The organism is Cupriavidus sp. BIC8F (assembly GCF_032465815.1).
GTDB classification, from domain to species: Bacteria; Pseudomonadota; Gammaproteobacteria; order Burkholderiales; family Burkholderiaceae; genus Cupriavidus; species Cupriavidus necator.
In genome coordinates, this window is the sequence record NZ_CP136096.1 from 80,883 (window position 1) to 95,012 (window position 14,130).

General features: G+C 63.5%; 10 protein-coding genes and 2 pseudogenes. 8 read left to right on the top strand and 4 right to left on the bottom strand.

Going from position 1 to position 14,130, the window contains the following annotated elements:
• The first annotated feature begins 247 nt into the window (after window positions 1-247).
• Entirely contained in the window at window positions 248-1,300 is a 1,053-nt protein-coding gene (locus tag RS901_RS35175; RefSeq protein WP_316157555.1) for a primase-helicase zinc-binding domain-containing protein, read from the top strand.
• 405 nt (window positions 1,301-1,705) lie between these two features.
• On the opposite strand, the gene RS901_RS35180 is transcribed toward RS901_RS35175, so the two are convergent.
• Window positions 1,706-2,860, bottom strand: a complete 1,155-nt coding sequence (locus RS901_RS35180) for an IS110 family transposase (protein ID WP_316154667.1) — start codon at window positions 2,858-2,860, stop codon at window positions 1,706-1,708.
• A 371-nt stretch (window positions 2,861-3,231) separates the two neighbouring features.
• On the bottom strand, window positions 3,232-4,254 hold the full coding sequence (locus tag RS901_RS35185; protein WP_316149751.1) for a DNA-binding protein: 1,023 nt from the start codon (window positions 4,252-4,254) through the stop codon (window positions 3,232-3,234).
• A 194-nt stretch (window positions 4,255-4,448) separates the two neighbouring features.
• On the opposite strand from RS901_RS35185, the pseudogene RS901_RS35190 reads away from it, so the two are divergent.
• The 3 genes and pseudogenes from RS901_RS35190 to tnpC all read left to right on the top strand — a co-directional run.
• Window positions 4,449-5,399, top strand: a pseudogene (locus RS901_RS35190) (site-specific integrase); the annotation flags it as partial.
• Window positions 5,400-5,520: 121 nt separating this feature from the next.
• Window positions 5,521-8,520, top strand: coding sequence for a Tn3 family transposase (locus tag RS901_RS35195; RefSeq protein ID WP_316149749.1), 3,000 nt, complete (start codon window positions 5,521-5,523; stop codon window positions 8,518-8,520).
• A 29-nt stretch (window positions 8,521-8,549) separates the two neighbouring features.
• A complete protein-coding gene (tnpC, locus tag RS901_RS35200; RefSeq protein ID WP_316149748.1) occupies window positions 8,550-8,900 on the top strand; it encodes a Tn3 family transposase post-transcriptional regulator TnpC in 351 nt (116 codons plus the stop codon).
• 167 nt (window positions 8,901-9,067) lie between these two features.
• Here tnpC and RS901_RS35205 read toward each other — a convergent pair whose 3' ends face one another.
• Entirely contained in the window at window positions 9,068-10,294 is a 1,227-nt protein-coding gene (locus RS901_RS35205; protein WP_316157556.1) for a tyrosine-type recombinase/integrase, read from the bottom strand.
• Window positions 10,295-10,429: 135 nt separating this feature from the next.
• On the opposite strand from RS901_RS35205, the gene RS901_RS35210 reads away from it, so the two are divergent.
• The 3 genes from RS901_RS35210 (at window position 10,430) to RS901_RS38990 (ending at window position 12,478) form a co-directional block, all read left to right on the top strand.
• The gene (locus RS901_RS35210; RefSeq protein WP_316157557.1) at window positions 10,430-11,590 is read left to right on the top strand and encodes a DNA-binding protein; all 1,161 of its coding nucleotides are present in this window, start codon (window positions 10,430-10,432) and stop codon (window positions 11,588-11,590) included.
• Window positions 11,574-11,813 carry an H-NS family nucleoid-associated regulatory protein gene (locus RS901_RS35215; protein WP_316157558.1) on the top strand — a complete coding sequence of 80 codons (240 nt, stop codon included), beginning with the start codon at window positions 11,574-11,576 and terminating at the stop codon, window positions 11,811-11,813. The genes RS901_RS35210 and RS901_RS35215 overlap by 17 nt, the downstream gene beginning before the upstream one ends.
• Before the next feature lie 329 nt (window positions 11,814-12,142).
• On the top strand, window positions 12,143-12,478 hold the full coding sequence (locus RS901_RS38990) for a winged helix-turn-helix domain-containing protein (RefSeq protein WP_078196378.1): 336 nt from the start codon (window positions 12,143-12,145) through the stop codon (window positions 12,476-12,478).
• A gap of 143 nt (window positions 12,479-12,621) precedes the next feature.
• On the opposite strand, the pseudogene RS901_RS35220 reads toward RS901_RS38990, so the two are convergent.
• A pseudogene (locus RS901_RS35220) lies at window positions 12,622-12,996 on the bottom strand (transposase); the annotation flags it as partial.
• A gap of 74 nt (window positions 12,997-13,070) precedes the next feature.
• Here RS901_RS35220 and RS901_RS35225 point away from each other — a divergent pair.
• Window positions 13,071-14,129: an IS1595 family transposase gene (locus RS901_RS35225; protein ID WP_316157559.1), complete on the top strand. Its 1,059-nt coding sequence runs from the start codon at window positions 13,071-13,073 to the stop codon at window positions 14,127-14,129.
• The last annotated feature ends 1 nt before the right edge of the window (window position 14,130 follow it).

Genomic DNA, 14,130 nt, shown 5'->3' on the forward strand with positions numbered 1-14,130 from the left:
AACGAACAATCGGACTCTTCGACGCCTCTCGCCTCATCTCCACGTTGTTTTGCTACTGCTGCCGGCTTTCGCCGGCGGCAGTAGTCCCTACCTCTGTGCGCCGGACACTGGCGCGGTTCATCCTCCATCCCGCAGTGATGCGCCATGCTGAAAAGACCCTCTGGCTCTGCCGGGGTGTCCTTTGAGCAAGCGAGTTCCCCCGCCTGTCTCAGGCATCGACCAACCATTCCGACCGGAGTGAAACCCAATGAAAATGAGTGACATCACGAAGAACTGGACGCCCGCTCAATGGGACGCTCTGGTTTTGCAGTATCTGCCGGAGCGCTTCCTGACCGGCAAGCCTGGCCCATGCCCGATGTGCGGAGGCAATGACCGCTTTACTTACGACAGCAAAAGCGGCCGTGGCGACTGGGTATGCCGCCAGTGTGCCAATGGCAACCCGATGGCGGGCGACGCCATCCTGCTCATTTGCCGGTACACCGGTATGTCCTTTCTCGAGCTTGCTCGTGTGGTGGAGGGGGAGCCGGCACCGGCGATTGTCCGATCGGCGCGTCCCCCTATGCGGCGTCGTGGCATGGGTGACGCGGCCAAGGCCCGTCGTATCGAGCGAGTCTGGTCCAGCGCCACCCCGCTGATGCCCGGTGACGCCGCGATGCGGTACTTTGCCGCTCGCGTGCCAGGTCTCGTTGCACCGCGCCCAAGCGCTCTGCGGCTGGCGATGATGGACTATCGCCACGAGCATGCAGTGCAGGGGCGCTATCCAACGATCGTGGCCCAGTTCACGCGGCCAGATGGCCGCATGGCCACGGTGCACCGGACTGCGCTTGATCCGGCCAAACCGGCCAAGGCGCTTATCGTGACGGCGGACGGGGAAATCCTACCGGCCAAGCGCAATGACGTGACGGCGCTACCCCTCCCTGGCGGTGCGGTACGGCTCATGCCGCCGCGCGATGGCGTGCTGGGCGTGGCCGAAGGGCTGGAAACGGCCTATGCGGCGCACATGCTGTTCGGCGTGCCGACCTGGTGCTGCCTGAATCGTGTGCTGCTCAGCCGCTTCGTCGTGCCGCAAGGGCTTGGCATCCATACGCTGCACGTCTTTGCCGACTTCGATGAGATCGATCCGAAGACACGCAAGTCGCCCGGCATGGCGGATGCGCTGGCCTTGGCCAAGCGCGCCCGCAGTGAAGGTCTGACCGTCCACGTGCATCGCCCTTTGGTGCGCGGCACGGACTTTTGCGACCAGTGGCTCACCGCGTATCGGTTGCAATGCATTGCTGGCCAGCGAGCAGTCTGCGCTTAACCGGTCGTTCTGAATGCCGCCTTTCGGGGCGGTACCTCTTTCTCTTTCTGCCCTGCGGGTTCTGCCCGCGGGGGAGAACCCTTGCGGCAGATCACTTCTATGGGAAATAGTTTGTCAAGTAGCGGCAAGCCTTCTACAAAGATTCAGATCATAAAAAGTCCTCGATGTCGGGGCTACGTGGCCTCGACTAACTTGAGGGGGACGGCTGGTGCGCACGTGAGACATCGACGTCTCACCGACTTCTATCCGCCGGTAGTACCGGCCTCATCCTGTATGCGCGTGGCGCCGGATAGTGCAATCCGGGAGATGTGCCCCATCTAATTATCGGCCGCGCTAAGCAGGCCTGCGATCTGCACGGGCACAACTCATCTCACCCTCGAGTGTTAAGCGACATCGCAACTGATGTCATGCCGGTTTGAACTGGGCCCCGTCGGGGATGATGCCCTCCTTTAGGTAACGCCATAGTGCGATCACGAGGCGCCTGGCGAGCGCGACGATGGCAATGCGGCGGGCACGGCGGTTGGGCCCGGTACCTTGGGTTCGCTCGTTGAACCATCGTGTAAGCGCGCTGCCAGGCTGGTATCGGAGCCAACCCCAGGCCATCTCGATAAGCTGAACCCGTACCCGTCGATTGCCTTGCTTGCTAATACCCTGATCGACGCGGCTCTGGCCGCTGTCGTAGGGCTGGGGCACGAGTCCTACGCACGCGCCGAGCTGTCGGCGGTTGCGGAACTGCCGCCAAAACAGTTCGAGCATAAGACGCGATGCACCAATGTCACCCACTCCCCTCAAGCGCTTGAGCCAGGTGATTCGCTCACGTACCGGCTCGGGTAGGCGGTCGTGAAGAGTACGCTGGAGATCCTTGAGTTGCTGCTCGGCGAGTTCCAGGCGATGCGATTCACGCAGCAACCGTTCGCGCAGTTCGTCTGGCAACGGGGAGCCGTCGTGGCAGGTCAGTTCGCCGCTAGCGAGCCGCTTGGCGAATGCACGGTGGTCAACCTCGTCCCAACAGCCAACGGTAACAAGCAGTTTGCGCATGCGGTCGCGGTGCTGCATGACTTCCTTTTGCAGTTGTCCGCGATCGCGAATCAGATGACGCGACGCTTCATCCTGCAGAGAGGGCGCACGTACCACCCGCATACGGTCTCGCTCGCCATGTAGCCACGCACGTAAATTGGTGACGAGCTTGATCGCATCGAGGCGGTCCGTCTTCGCACGCCGCTTGTGGCGCTCCACCGGGATGCTCGCGGCATCGACCATATAACAGTCGATGCCGCGCGAGCGCAGCGACCGAAGGATCCAGAATCCGTCCTGTCCAGCTTCGTAGCTAACAACCACGCGCACATGCGAAGGCAGCGACCACTTGCGCTTTTGCTGCTCGATCAACTCAAGGACGGCCTGCAGTCGAAGAGCGGCTTGTAGAGCGCCAACCGAGTGAACCGCGGGTCTCTCCCTGAGGCCGTCGTGAAGTGCAACCTTCCATTGTGCGGCCGACAGTTCGAGAGATACCGCCAGGATGGCGTCTTCAGCATGTAGTTCGGTAGCGTGATCGGCGTCCATGATGCCCTCCATTGAGCAAGCCCGTGCCCCATCAATCCTACTGCTAGCCGTCTTGGCGATCCCTTCCCCTACATAGGATCTACTTGGAGTTCTGATATGTCGTTCAAAGGTTTCAATGTGATCGTGGGTCGTCTGCAAATCCGAGCCATGCGCCAACTGCCGTCGGGTACCGTCCCGGCGTGCCAATCCGACGCAGAGACCTACCATGTCTACCGTCGCAATGCCGACGGATCCACGCAGCTTCAGCACACTGACGTGGATTTTGATTCCGCCTTCACGTATTGCGCCGGTCTGCAACGCCCGATGCGGGGTCATGCCGGGATAAAGCCGGAAATGACACATAAGCCCAAAAGTAATAAAGAACGGCATCTTTATGTCGGTCGCCCACTGGCCACGAGATAGGTGCGCAACTCGGCTACGATGTCTTGCTGCGCCTCGCATTTGGCCTGTGACTGCGCGAAGGCCAGCTCAAGCTCGCGCACCTGCGTCGACAGGCTGCCAGCTTGTGCCAACGCTGCCGCCAATTGTTCCTGCAGCGCTTGGGCGTGGGCATCCTTGTCGGCGAGCTGCGTCGCCAGCACGCCGTTGCGCTGCTCGATCGGCTGCAGCGCTTCGAGCTTTTGCGTCTGGCGTCGACTGAATTCTTGAGCCTGCTGAAGAGCCTGGCGCGTATGGGACAGTTCGGCCACCAGGCGCGCGCCGTCCTGGTTCAGACGGGTGACTTCCTCCTGCTTGACGACGATGGTTTGCTGCGCCTGGCGTAATTCGGCCTGCAGTTGCTGGAGTTGCTGCTCGTGCCGGCGCTGGTCCTGGTCGCGCTGGTCCTTGACCGCTTGGCGGTAGTGATCGAGGGCTTCGCGCGCGTGCTGGTGTTTTTCCTCGAGGGAGCGCCGGTGGGCTTCGTTCTCGGCCAGCCGCTCCTTGAGGTCGGCGACTTGCTGCTCGGCCGTGTGGCGCGCGATCGTTTCTTGCTGCAGCGTCTCGCGGGCGCGGCCGTGCGCGTCTCGCTCCTGCTGCAGGGCCGTCTCGACGCGCTGCACGTGCCCGCCTAATTGCTCGGCGTCGCGGTGTGCGGCGGCCAGATGCTCCGTGTGCCGGCGCTCCTGTTCCGCGTGTTCGGCGCGCGCGGCATCGATCCCCGCATTGGCTTCCTCCTGCAATTGCGCGGCCAGCCGCTCCACCAGATCCTGCAGCGCCTCGCTGATAGAAGCCTTGCGGCCGGCGGCACCGCCGTCCTCGGTCTCGAGTTCCCGCAGGTACTTGTGGATGGTCGTCTTCGAGCCAGTATTACCGAGCGCGATGCGCACGGCGTCGACCGACGGGTGCTTGCCTTGCGCGATGAGCGCGTCGCGCGCCTTTTTCACTTCGGATTTGTAGAGTCCGGTGCGGGCCATCGGGCGTCCTCGAAATATCGTAATAGATTACATACCACGTAATTACATAGCAAAATACCGCACATGACAATGACGATTTGGGAGGAAACTCACACCGGATAAGGCGGCGTTATCCGGTATCATGCGCAAATTCGGCCAGCTTTGGCCCCTTTGATCCGTAATACGGCCTTCGCCCAGCGACAGGAGCCCCCCCGATGAGCAAGCTTGACCAGTACCTGCGGGCCGCCACGCGCGACAACACGCGGCAGAGCTACCAGTCGGCCGTGCGGCACTTCGAGGTCGGTTGGGGCGGCTTCCTGCCGGCGACCGCCGACAGCATCGCGCGCTACCTGGCCGACCAAGCCGAGACGCTGTCGGTCAACACGCTACGGCAGCGCTTGGCCGCCTTGGCGCAATGGCATCTCGAGCAGGGCTTCCCCGATCCCACCAAGGCGCCGGTGGTGCGCAAGGTGTTCCGCGGCATTCAGGCGCTGCACCCCGCCCAGGAAAAGCGCGCTAAACCGCTGCAGCTCGCGCAGCTGGACCAGGTCGTGCGCTGGCTCGATGCCGCCAGCGAGACGGCACGCGCCGAGCGTGACCGCGGCGCCGAGTTGCGCCACCGGCGCGACAAGGCGCTGCTCCTGCTCGGTTTCTGGCGCGGCTTCCGTGGCGACGAGTTGACGCGCCTGCTGGTCGAGCATGTCGCCATCGCGCCCGGAGAAGGCATGACCTGCTATTTCCCGCAGACGAAGGGCGACCGCCACTACCAGGGCACCACCTTCAAGGCGCCGGCGCTGTCGCGGCTGTGCCCGGTCGAGGCCTATGCGGCCTGGGTGGAAGCGGCGCGGCTGACGTCCGGACCGGTGTTTCGCGCGATTGATCGCTGGGGCCATGTCGGCGAGGCGGGGCTGCATGCCGACAGCCTGGTGCCGCTGCTGCGCTCGATCCTGGCGCACGCCGGTATCGCCTCGGCTGAGCTGTATAGCGGGCATTCGCTGCGGCGCGGGTTCGCCAATTGGGCGACCTCCAACGGTTGGGACCTCAAAACCTTGATGGAATATGTCGGCTGGAAGGATGTCCACTCGGCCATGCGCTATGTCGAAGCGGCCGACCCGTTTGCCCGACGCCGGATCGAATCGGCGCTGCCGGGCGCGCTACCAGGCCCCAACCCCGCGTAATGGCAGCAGGCTTGGCATTCAGGCAGCGGCAGAATATGCTGGCGCCTTTGCGCGCGATCCGCGCAACGAGCCGTTGCGAACAAGGAACGCATGTTGGGGAGTCCCTTGCATGGCCAGCATCGAACGCACCGCCTATCCGCGTTTTCCGCGTACGCTCACGCTCAAGGATCTGCAGACCTCGTTCACCCCGCGGCCGGAGGAAATTGAGTGGGCGCAAGGCTTCGCCCGCACCGCGGAGCGGCGCCTCGCGCTTCTGGTCAACCTGAAGTGCTTCCAGTTCCTGCGCCACTTTCCGGCGGTGGAGGCGGTTCCCCCGGAAGTCATCGAGCACGTGTCGGCCTGCCTGGGCATGGCGCCGGTACGGCAGATCACCTATCCCGCCGCGCATACCGCGCGCTATCGGCATCACAAGGTGATCCGCACCTTGTTGGGCATCAAGCCTTACACCGATGCCCAGACGCGCCTCGTCGCAATCCGACTCACCGAGGAAGCCGCCGGCGTGGTGGACACACGCGTGGACATCATCAACATCACGATCGAGGAACTGGTTCGGCTGGGCTACGAACTGCCTGCCTTCAGGACGCTCGACGAGATCGCGGAGCAGGCCCATGCCATGGCCGAAGCCGCGCTCCATCGCCAGATCGCGCAGCGCCTGTCCGCCGACCAGCGCCAATGGCTCGATCAACTGCTGGAAACCGAGCTGCCGGCGCGGCGCTCGCTCTATCAGCAGATCAAGCGATCCGCAAAGAAGGCGACGCGCAAACACCTCGACCTGGTGCTGGACCAGTTGGAGTGGCTCGAATCGCTGCCTGACAGCGACACGCTACTCGACAGCGTTCCGGCGACCAAACTAAAACACTTGGCCAACATGGCATCCGCCCTCGACGCCGGCGACATGAAGGACTTGCGGCCCGCCAAGCGACACGCACTGATCCTGGCCTTGGTGCGCCAGATGCGCATCGGCGCGCGCGACGACATCGCGGAAATGTTCATCCGCCGCATGGGGGCGATCCACAAGAGTGCCAAGGAAGAACTTGACATCATCCAGGCGCGCCAGCGCGAATTGAGCGAAGAGCTGGTCGCCGCGCTCGAGCTGGTCATCGGCATTCTGGCCGAAGACCTGGACGATGCCCATACCGGACAGCGCGTGCGCGAGCTGCTGGCGCCGCATGGCGATCTGGACAAGCTGCAGGCCGATTGCGAAGCGATCCGCGTCTGGAGCGACGGCAATCACTTGCCTTTGCTGTGGAAGCCTTTCAAATCATGGCGTGCGGCGATGTTCCAGATGGCGAAGGGCTTGCGCTTTGTCGCGGCGACCGAAGACCGCCGACTGCTCAAGGCGTTGGACGTCGTGCTGCAGAACGAGCACCGCAAGACCGATTGGCTCGCCGACGAGGTGGACCTGTCGTTCGCATCCGAGCGCTGGCGCAAGCTGGTGCGCCGCTCGCAGACCTTGGGCAAGCCGACGAATCGGCGCTACCTGGAGGTGTGCGTGTTTTCCCATCTCGCCGGCGATCTGCGCTGCGGCGACGTTTGCATCGAAGGATCGGGTAACTTTGCCGACCTTCGTCAGCAATTGATGCCGTGGGAAGAATGTCAGGCGTTGCTTCAGGACTATTGCGACCGGATCGGCCTGGCGTCCGATGCGCAAGGCTTTGTCAACGACCTCAAGCAGCTGCTGACCCAGACGGCCGAACAGGTCGACAGTGAATTCCCACAGCATGCCGGCGACGTGACGATCAGCCCCAGCGGCGAGCCTACGCTCACGCGTGTCACGGCGCGCGAAGTCCCGCCGTCGGCCATTGCCTTGCAAGCCGCCATCGACAGCCGGCTCGTGCCGCGCAATCTGCTGGACATCCTCGCCAACATCGAGCACTGGACGGGGTTCACCCGCCATTTTGGCCCGCAATCCGGCGACGATCCGAAACTGCGCAACGCGCGCGAACGCTATCTGCTTACCGTCTTTGCCATGGGTTGCAACCTCGGCCCCAACCAGGCGGCGCGGCACTTGTCGAACGGCGTGACGCCACATCAGTTGTCGTACGTGAATCAGCGCCACATGGGCCTCGAGCAGTTGGACAATGCCTGCCGCGACCTGACCGAGCTGTATCTACGCCTTGATTTGCCGAAGCTGTGGGGCGAAGGCAAGAAGGTGGCCGCCGACGGCACTCAGTACGACTTCTACGAGCAGAACCTTCTGGTCGGCATGCATTTCCGCTACCGCCGCATGGGCGCCGTGGCCTACCGGCATGTGGCCGACAATTACATCGCGGTGTTCCGCCACTTCATCCCGCCAGGCGTGCTGGAGGCCATTTACGTCATCGAGGGCTTGCTGAAAGCCGGCTTGAGTGTCCAGGCCGACACCGTCTATTCGGATACGCACGGCCAATCCGAAGCCGTCTTTGCATTCACCTACCTGAACGGCATCCAGTTGATGCCGCGCATCCGCAATTGGAAGGATCTGCGCTTCTACAAGGCGGAGAAGGGCATCCGCTACAAGCACATCGACCGTCTGTTCAGCGATGTCATCGATTGGCAGCTGATCCGCAGCCATTGGAAGGATCTGATGCAGGTGGCGATTTCAATCCAGGCCGGCCGCGTCATGTCGCCGATGCTGCTGCGTAAGCTGAGCCACGAGGGCCGGCACAACCGACTGTTTGCGGCGGCAAGAGAACTCGGTCGCGTGCTGCGCACAGTCTACCTGCTGCGCTGGATCTCGCAGAAGGACATGCGGCAGGAGGTGACGGCGACCACCAACAAGATCGAGTCGTATCACGCCTTCACCAAATGGCTCGATTTCGGCGGCGACGTCATTACCGAAAACGATCCGAACGAGCAGCAGAAGCGCGTGCGCTATATCGATCTGGTGGCCTCGGCCGTGATTCTGCAGAATACGGTCGACATGATGCGGATCATGCAAGACCTTCACGCCGCCGGCGAACCGGTTTCCGCGGCCGATGCCGCCTTCATGAGCCCGTATGGCACGACCGGGGTCAAGCGGTTCGGCAACTACCACCTCGATTTGAAGCGGCCGCCGGAGCCGTGGCTCAAGGAATCCTTGTTCCGCCAAGCCGTGAAACGAGCGCGCGCCGACGCCGGCAATGGTTGAGCAGCAACAACAAATCAGGAGGATTTGATATGAGCGATTCCGACGATACGGTCGAGACGGCCTACGGTCGCCTGGACCGGGCAGCATTGGTGCAAGCACAGCAAACCTATGACACCACGAGCCTACTGCGCATGGTGGACGATCTCGACGCCATGTTGAGCGAAGCCCGTGGCGAAGATGGGCTGCGCGATATGCTGCTGCGCCTGCACGGGATGGCGCATACCGTCATCAACGGCGCGGGGATGACGGTCGCAACCGGCGAGGAAAGTTTGCCGGAATTGGCGTTCGACACGCTATCCGAAGTGCTGCGAATCGTCACGATGCTGCAAGGCTGGCTCCGTCAGATCGAGCCGTTGGAGCAGTTGACGCCACGCAACTAATCGCATAAGAGCGGCGTTCTATATTACTTTTAGTGTTAAGTGTCATTTCCGGCTTTATCCCGGCATGACCCCTGCAAGGCAGGTCCGTGCTGCCACGGCGTGGCAACCTTACGGCCCCGGCTAATTTCATGATCATGAAATTAGCCGGGGCCGAATAGGGGGCGGCCTCAGGCCTTGTTCGTCCAGCCGATCCGGTGCCGCACCTGCGTGGCCTCGTGCCGCGCATCCTCTTCGCTGTGCAGGTAGCCGCTCGTCGTCGAGAGCGAGCTATGCCCGAAGTTGTCGCGCACAAAGCGCAGGTCGACCTGCTGGTCGGTCATGTGCGAGCCCGCGGTGTGGCGCAGCCAGTGCGCCGAGGCGCTGGCCAGCACCGCGGCTTGCGCCTCCCACTCGGGCCCGCGCGCGCGCAGCCGCGTGGCCGCCATGCCGAACATTTCCTTCAGAATCAGGTGCAGCGCGCCGCGTGACAGCGGTTTCTCGCTGCCCGCTTTGCCAATCACCGGCAGCACCAGCGCACGCGTCTCCCCGAACTGCGGGGTGGGCGGCAGCCCATGGGCGCGGCGGTAGCGCGCCAGTTCGGCAATCAACTCGTCGGTGGCCGGCACCAGCCGGGTCTTGTTGCCCTTGCCGGTCACCTCCAGCCACCAGCGCTCGATCCCCTGGGCATCGCGGCGGCAGAAGAACGCCCCCATGGGGGTGGCCGTCAGTTCCGAGGCGCGCAAGCCCCCCAGGTAGAGCACGGTCAGCACCCAGCGGCAGCGCGCCGCGTGCAGGCGTTCCCGCGCGGTTTCGGTCGGCATCGCCGCGACCGTGTCCTTGACCGTCGCCCACAGCTCGTGGCTGAGATAGCGCGTGATCCGTGGCTTGGTGGGCGCGCGCCGACGGCGGGCGAGGGCGAGCGGGTTGCCGGCCAGATAGCCGGCTTCCGTGAGCCAGGCGAAGCAGGCATTGAGGATGAGCAGCGCCTGACGCACGCTGCCGGGCGACAGCGGCCCCGCAAACGGGCGCCAGTCCGGATGGCTGCGCGCGAGCTTCTTGCTGCCGGCCAGCATCCAGCGCGCGGCCGGCTGCGGATCGGCGAGGAAGCGCTCGTAGAGGAGCAGGTCTTCGTGCGTCAGTGACGACAGGGGTTTGCCGCGTTGCAGGACGGCCCAGAGGATCAGCCGCTCGACTTCGCGGCGGTAGGTGGCGAGCGTCGCGGTGCTGTCGGCATAGCGGGCGAGCCAGGCGGTGACGGCGGCCAGGTCATCGGCCGCGGCAATGCGGGCGCCGGTGGCCGGTGCGCGGTTGGTGCCATGGGCGCCGGACAGCGCTGGGGGCGGGCGCAGGCGCTCGAGCGGCGTGGGGAGCGGGTCGACCAGGCTGTGGCGTGGTGGGAGGGGAAGCGGGTCCATGGCGGGGTCTAAAAGTCACACCTAGTGTCGATATTATAGACATAAGCGGACTTATGTCTAAAATATGCTGCCTGAAATTGGCTTTATTACGTATTACGGTGTAATATTTATCATCATTTTTGCGTTTTTCTTCCCATGCCCGCTGCCGACCTGGATCTGACCGACGCCGCGCTGCAGGCCGACCTGGCTGAGCTGCGCGGGCGTTTTCCCGAGACCCGCGCGCTCTACCGCGAGGTCTGCGGCCTGCTGTTCTTCCGCTACGGCGTCACGCCCACCGCCAACAAGCTCTACAGCCTGGTGCGCAAGGGCAGCATGGGCACGCCGGCCGAGGTGCTGCAGGCGTTCTGGCAGGAACTGCGCGGGCGCACGCGCGTGACCATTGACCACCCCGACCTGCCGGAGGCGTTGAAGGAGATCGCGGCCGGGGCGGTGCAGACCATCTGGCAGGCGGCCAACGAGGCCGCCACCGGCGAGCTGGCCACGCTGCGCGCCGAGGCGCGCCATGCGGTCAGCGCCGCCGAGGCCGAGCGCGACGCCGCGCGCACCGAGACCGCGGCGGCGCGGGAAGAGGTGGCCGCCCTCTCGGCGCAGTTGGCCGAAGCTAGGCAGGCGCATGAGGCCGTGCAGGCGGCGCTGGCGGCGGAGCGGCAGGGGCACGCCGCGACCCAGGCCCGGCTGGAAGCGGGGCGGGCGGAGCTGGACGCCGCTGGGCGGCAGCTGGCGGAGCTGCGTACCCAATTCTCGACCGAGCTCGAGCGCGCCCGCGAGCAGGTGACCCTTGCCCAGGAACGGGCCGAAGCCAGCGAGCGCCGCGCCTTGCGCGAACTGGACGCGGAGCGGACCGCGCGCCAGCAGAGCGAGCGCACCGCCGAGGCGTTGCGCGGGGAGCTGGTGGCGGCGCGCAGCGAGGCCCGCGATGCGGCGGTGGCGCAGGCCGAAGTCCGGGCCCGGCTGGAGGCCCAGGCCGCGGCGCTCGCCGATCGGCTCGCGGCCGCCGAGCAGGCGCAGCGCAAAGCGGTGCACGACCTGGACGCGGTGCAGGCGGAGTTGGGCGCGGGGCAGCGCCGCGCGGAGCGCGCCGAGGCCGAGGCGGCGCTGGCGCGCCAGCTGCTGGCAGAATTGCGGATGGGGCCGCCGGAGCGGCGGGGGGAGAGTGGTGGTGGGCGGCGGCGCAAGGCCGGGAGCCCAGCGCCGACCGAGCAGCAAGCACAGAGCGAAAATCAGGGCGCGCCAACCACAACTCTGAATCCGGATGACGGCAGCGATGGCAACGACGACAATGACAGTCAACAATGAGCGGGCCGCGGCGATCCGCTGGATCCAGGACCAGATGGCCGACTATGGGCTGACGATGGAAGAACTGGCAGCGGCGGGGTGCTTCGATCCGCCGCCCCCGCCACCACCGGTCTACTATCGCAACGCCCAGGGAATGAGCTGGGACGGGCAGGGCGAGATGCCCGATTGGCTGCGGCGGGCGGTCAATGCGGGACAGTCGGTGGAGTTTTACCGGGTCGGATAGGAGGACTGCCGCGCGATACCGGGCGCTGCAAATGCGGTTTCGATGCTAAATCAGAAGCTTGCAGAGGCATGAAGGCGGATGCTTTCCGAATCCCGGGCGACCCTCAAATGGCCTCAATCCGCGGGCGACGGATCGGCATATTACTCAGGTCCGCTTCCGGATACGGCGCAAAATTGAAATACTGCGCTTCTCTGTCTGTAGGTTCACCACTCGCGGTGCATTGCAATTTTCGATGGAACTACGGCGAACATTCACGAACCTGCCCGTGCACAGCAGAGTGTTAATGTCACGGCTTGCCGACGCGTTGGCGCAATAAATGGAAAGGACGGATGCAAATTCACTTGTTAGGGCCGCACCTGCAGATAGGTTCGGACTATAAATTGACCCCTGAGACGCTGGACCTCCTGCGAGCCATACATGCCCACAGTTCGATTACCATCGCAGCGCGAGCGCACAATATGCACTATCGCACAGCATGGCGTAAGGTAAAGGAACTCGAGAATGCACTGCAGTTGCCTGTGATCATCGCCATCCAAGGCCGGGCCACTTATTTGACTCCGCTCGGCAAGAACTTGCTTCATGCAGTGGAAACAATCAATGAGGCGTGTGAGGGGGCAGCCAAACCAGGCATAGCTGCGCTAGCGGGGCTTTTGCGATCAGTGTAGTGATAGTAACCAACGTAAGCGGTGCGCCAGCACCGGCCTGAAGTTGGCGCCGCGTTATGCCCGTGCAGTCATGCCGAAGTTCTGACCGTATTCGGCTAGCGAATGGACGATATCGACTATTGATCTTTCCGTAAATCACGACATCACCACAACGTTGCCTGAACCCAGCACGCGGCGATGATCGAAGGCCGGTGTTGAGCGCTTTTGAGCTTGTTGCGGGCGACGGTATGCAACTCATTGAGGTTGTCGGGGCAGAAGTTTGCAATCGCATGACGCTTGAGCCATGCCCACAGGTACTCAACTGGGTTGAGCTCGGGGCAGTACGGTGGCAGGAAGGTCATATGAATATGTCCCTCGAGAGAATCCAGATATTCGCGGACCATTGCGGCGCGATGGGGCCTGGCCCCATCCCAGATGATCAGCAACGGCTGCTTCAGATGCGCTTTAAGCGCCTTAAGAAACTCGACCACCTGTTCTTTCTTGACGCTGCCTTCGTACAGCCGAAACAGGTAGTTGGTGCCATGCTTATCCGGTTGTCTCCCAAGCCCCCTACCGATAGTATGTTGGGCATCTGTGCCAACCCGTGGCAACCATGGTTATTGACGTGCTTGACCGAGGCGATCTGCCGTTTCCGGGCTCGCTGCCGGAGTTTCAGCGGATGTTTCCAGACGAAGCGGCATGCATGGCCTACCTTGAGCGCGCTCGATGGAGCGATGGGTTCATTTGTGGCCACTGTGGCTTGATTGATGAGCCGTACCGCTTTGCCAATCGCCCCGGCGTTTTCCGTTGTCGCCATTGCACACGCGACACGAGCCTCACTGCTGGCACCGTCATGGAGCGCACGCACACACCGCTGTCGGTTTGGTTCTGGGCGGCGTATCTGGTCGCCAGTCAGACGCCTGGCATGTCGGCCGTTCAGTTCCAGCGCCAACTCGGCCTGTCGCGTTACGAGACCGCCTTCCAGATACTCCACAAGTTGCGCGCCGGCATGGTGCGCCCCGACCAGGATCGGATCGGTGGCAAGCCTGAGGAACACGTCGAGGCCGATGAGGCCTACGTCGGTGGGCGTACTCGCGGCAAAGGCAGGGGCGTGCACGACATGGTTCTTGTGGCCGGCGCTGTCGAGGTTCGGCAACGCAAGCTTGCCGGCAGCCGCAACAAACGCAAGAGCGCACGGTATGCCGGACGAGTTCGGCTCGCTCTGGTTCCTGACCGAAGTGCCCGGTCGCTGGACGGATTCATCGAGCGTACCGTTGCATCCGGCGCAACCATCATCACCGACGACTGGAGCGGTTATGCCAAGCTGGGCGAGCGCGGCTATGGCCATATCGCCATCGCGCAGCGCGGTGACATGCAAGTGGCCGAAACCTTCCTGCCGATCATTCACCTTGTGTTCTCCAATCTCAAGACCTGGCTGCGCGGTATTCATCACGGTGTCAGCCCGCAGCACCTACAAGCCTATCTCAACGAATTCACCTTCCGCTTCAACCGCCGTTTCTATCCCTTCAACGCGTTTCGCTCCCTGCTCGGCATCGCTGGTGACGTCACCGCGCCGACCTATGCCGAGCTCTATGCCAAAAAATCGCTACCCACTAAGCGGTTCACAAGAAATACCTCTATAATATCGAATCAAATAAGAACTGCGACATAGA

Coding starts and splice junctions, on each gene's coding strand:
- RS901_RS35195 (WP_316149749.1), top strand. CDS start 5,521: ATGGCCAGCATCGAACGCACCGCCTATCCGCGTTTTCCGCGTACGCTC.
- RS901_RS35185 (WP_316149751.1), bottom strand. CDS start 4,254: ATGGCCCGCACCGGACTCTACAAATCCGAAGTGAAAAAGGCGCGCGAC.
- RS901_RS35210 (WP_316157557.1), top strand. CDS start 10,430: ATGCCCGCTGCCGACCTGGATCTGACCGACGCCGCGCTGCAGGCCGAC.
- RS901_RS35180 (WP_316154667.1), bottom strand. CDS start 2,860: ATGGACGCCGATCACGCTACCGAACTACATGCTGAAGACGCCATCCTG.
- RS901_RS35205 (WP_316157556.1), bottom strand. CDS start 10,294: ATGGACCCGCTTCCCCTCCCACCACGCCACAGCCTGGTCGACCCGCTC.
- RS901_RS35215 (WP_316157558.1), top strand. CDS start 11,574: ATGACAGTCAACAATGAGCGGGCCGCGGCGATCCGCTGGATCCAGGAC.
- RS901_RS35175 (WP_316157555.1), top strand. CDS start 248: ATGAAAATGAGTGACATCACGAAGAACTGGACGCCCGCTCAATGGGAC.
- RS901_RS35225 (WP_316157559.1), top strand. CDS start 13,071: ATGGTTATTGACGTGCTTGACCGAGGCGATCTGCCGTTTCCGGGCTCG.
- tnpC (WP_316149748.1), top strand. CDS start 8,550: ATGAGCGATTCCGACGATACGGTCGAGACGGCCTACGGTCGCCTGGAC.
- RS901_RS38990 (WP_078196378.1), top strand. CDS start 12,143: ATGCAAATTCACTTGTTAGGGCCGCACCTGCAGATAGGTTCGGACTAT.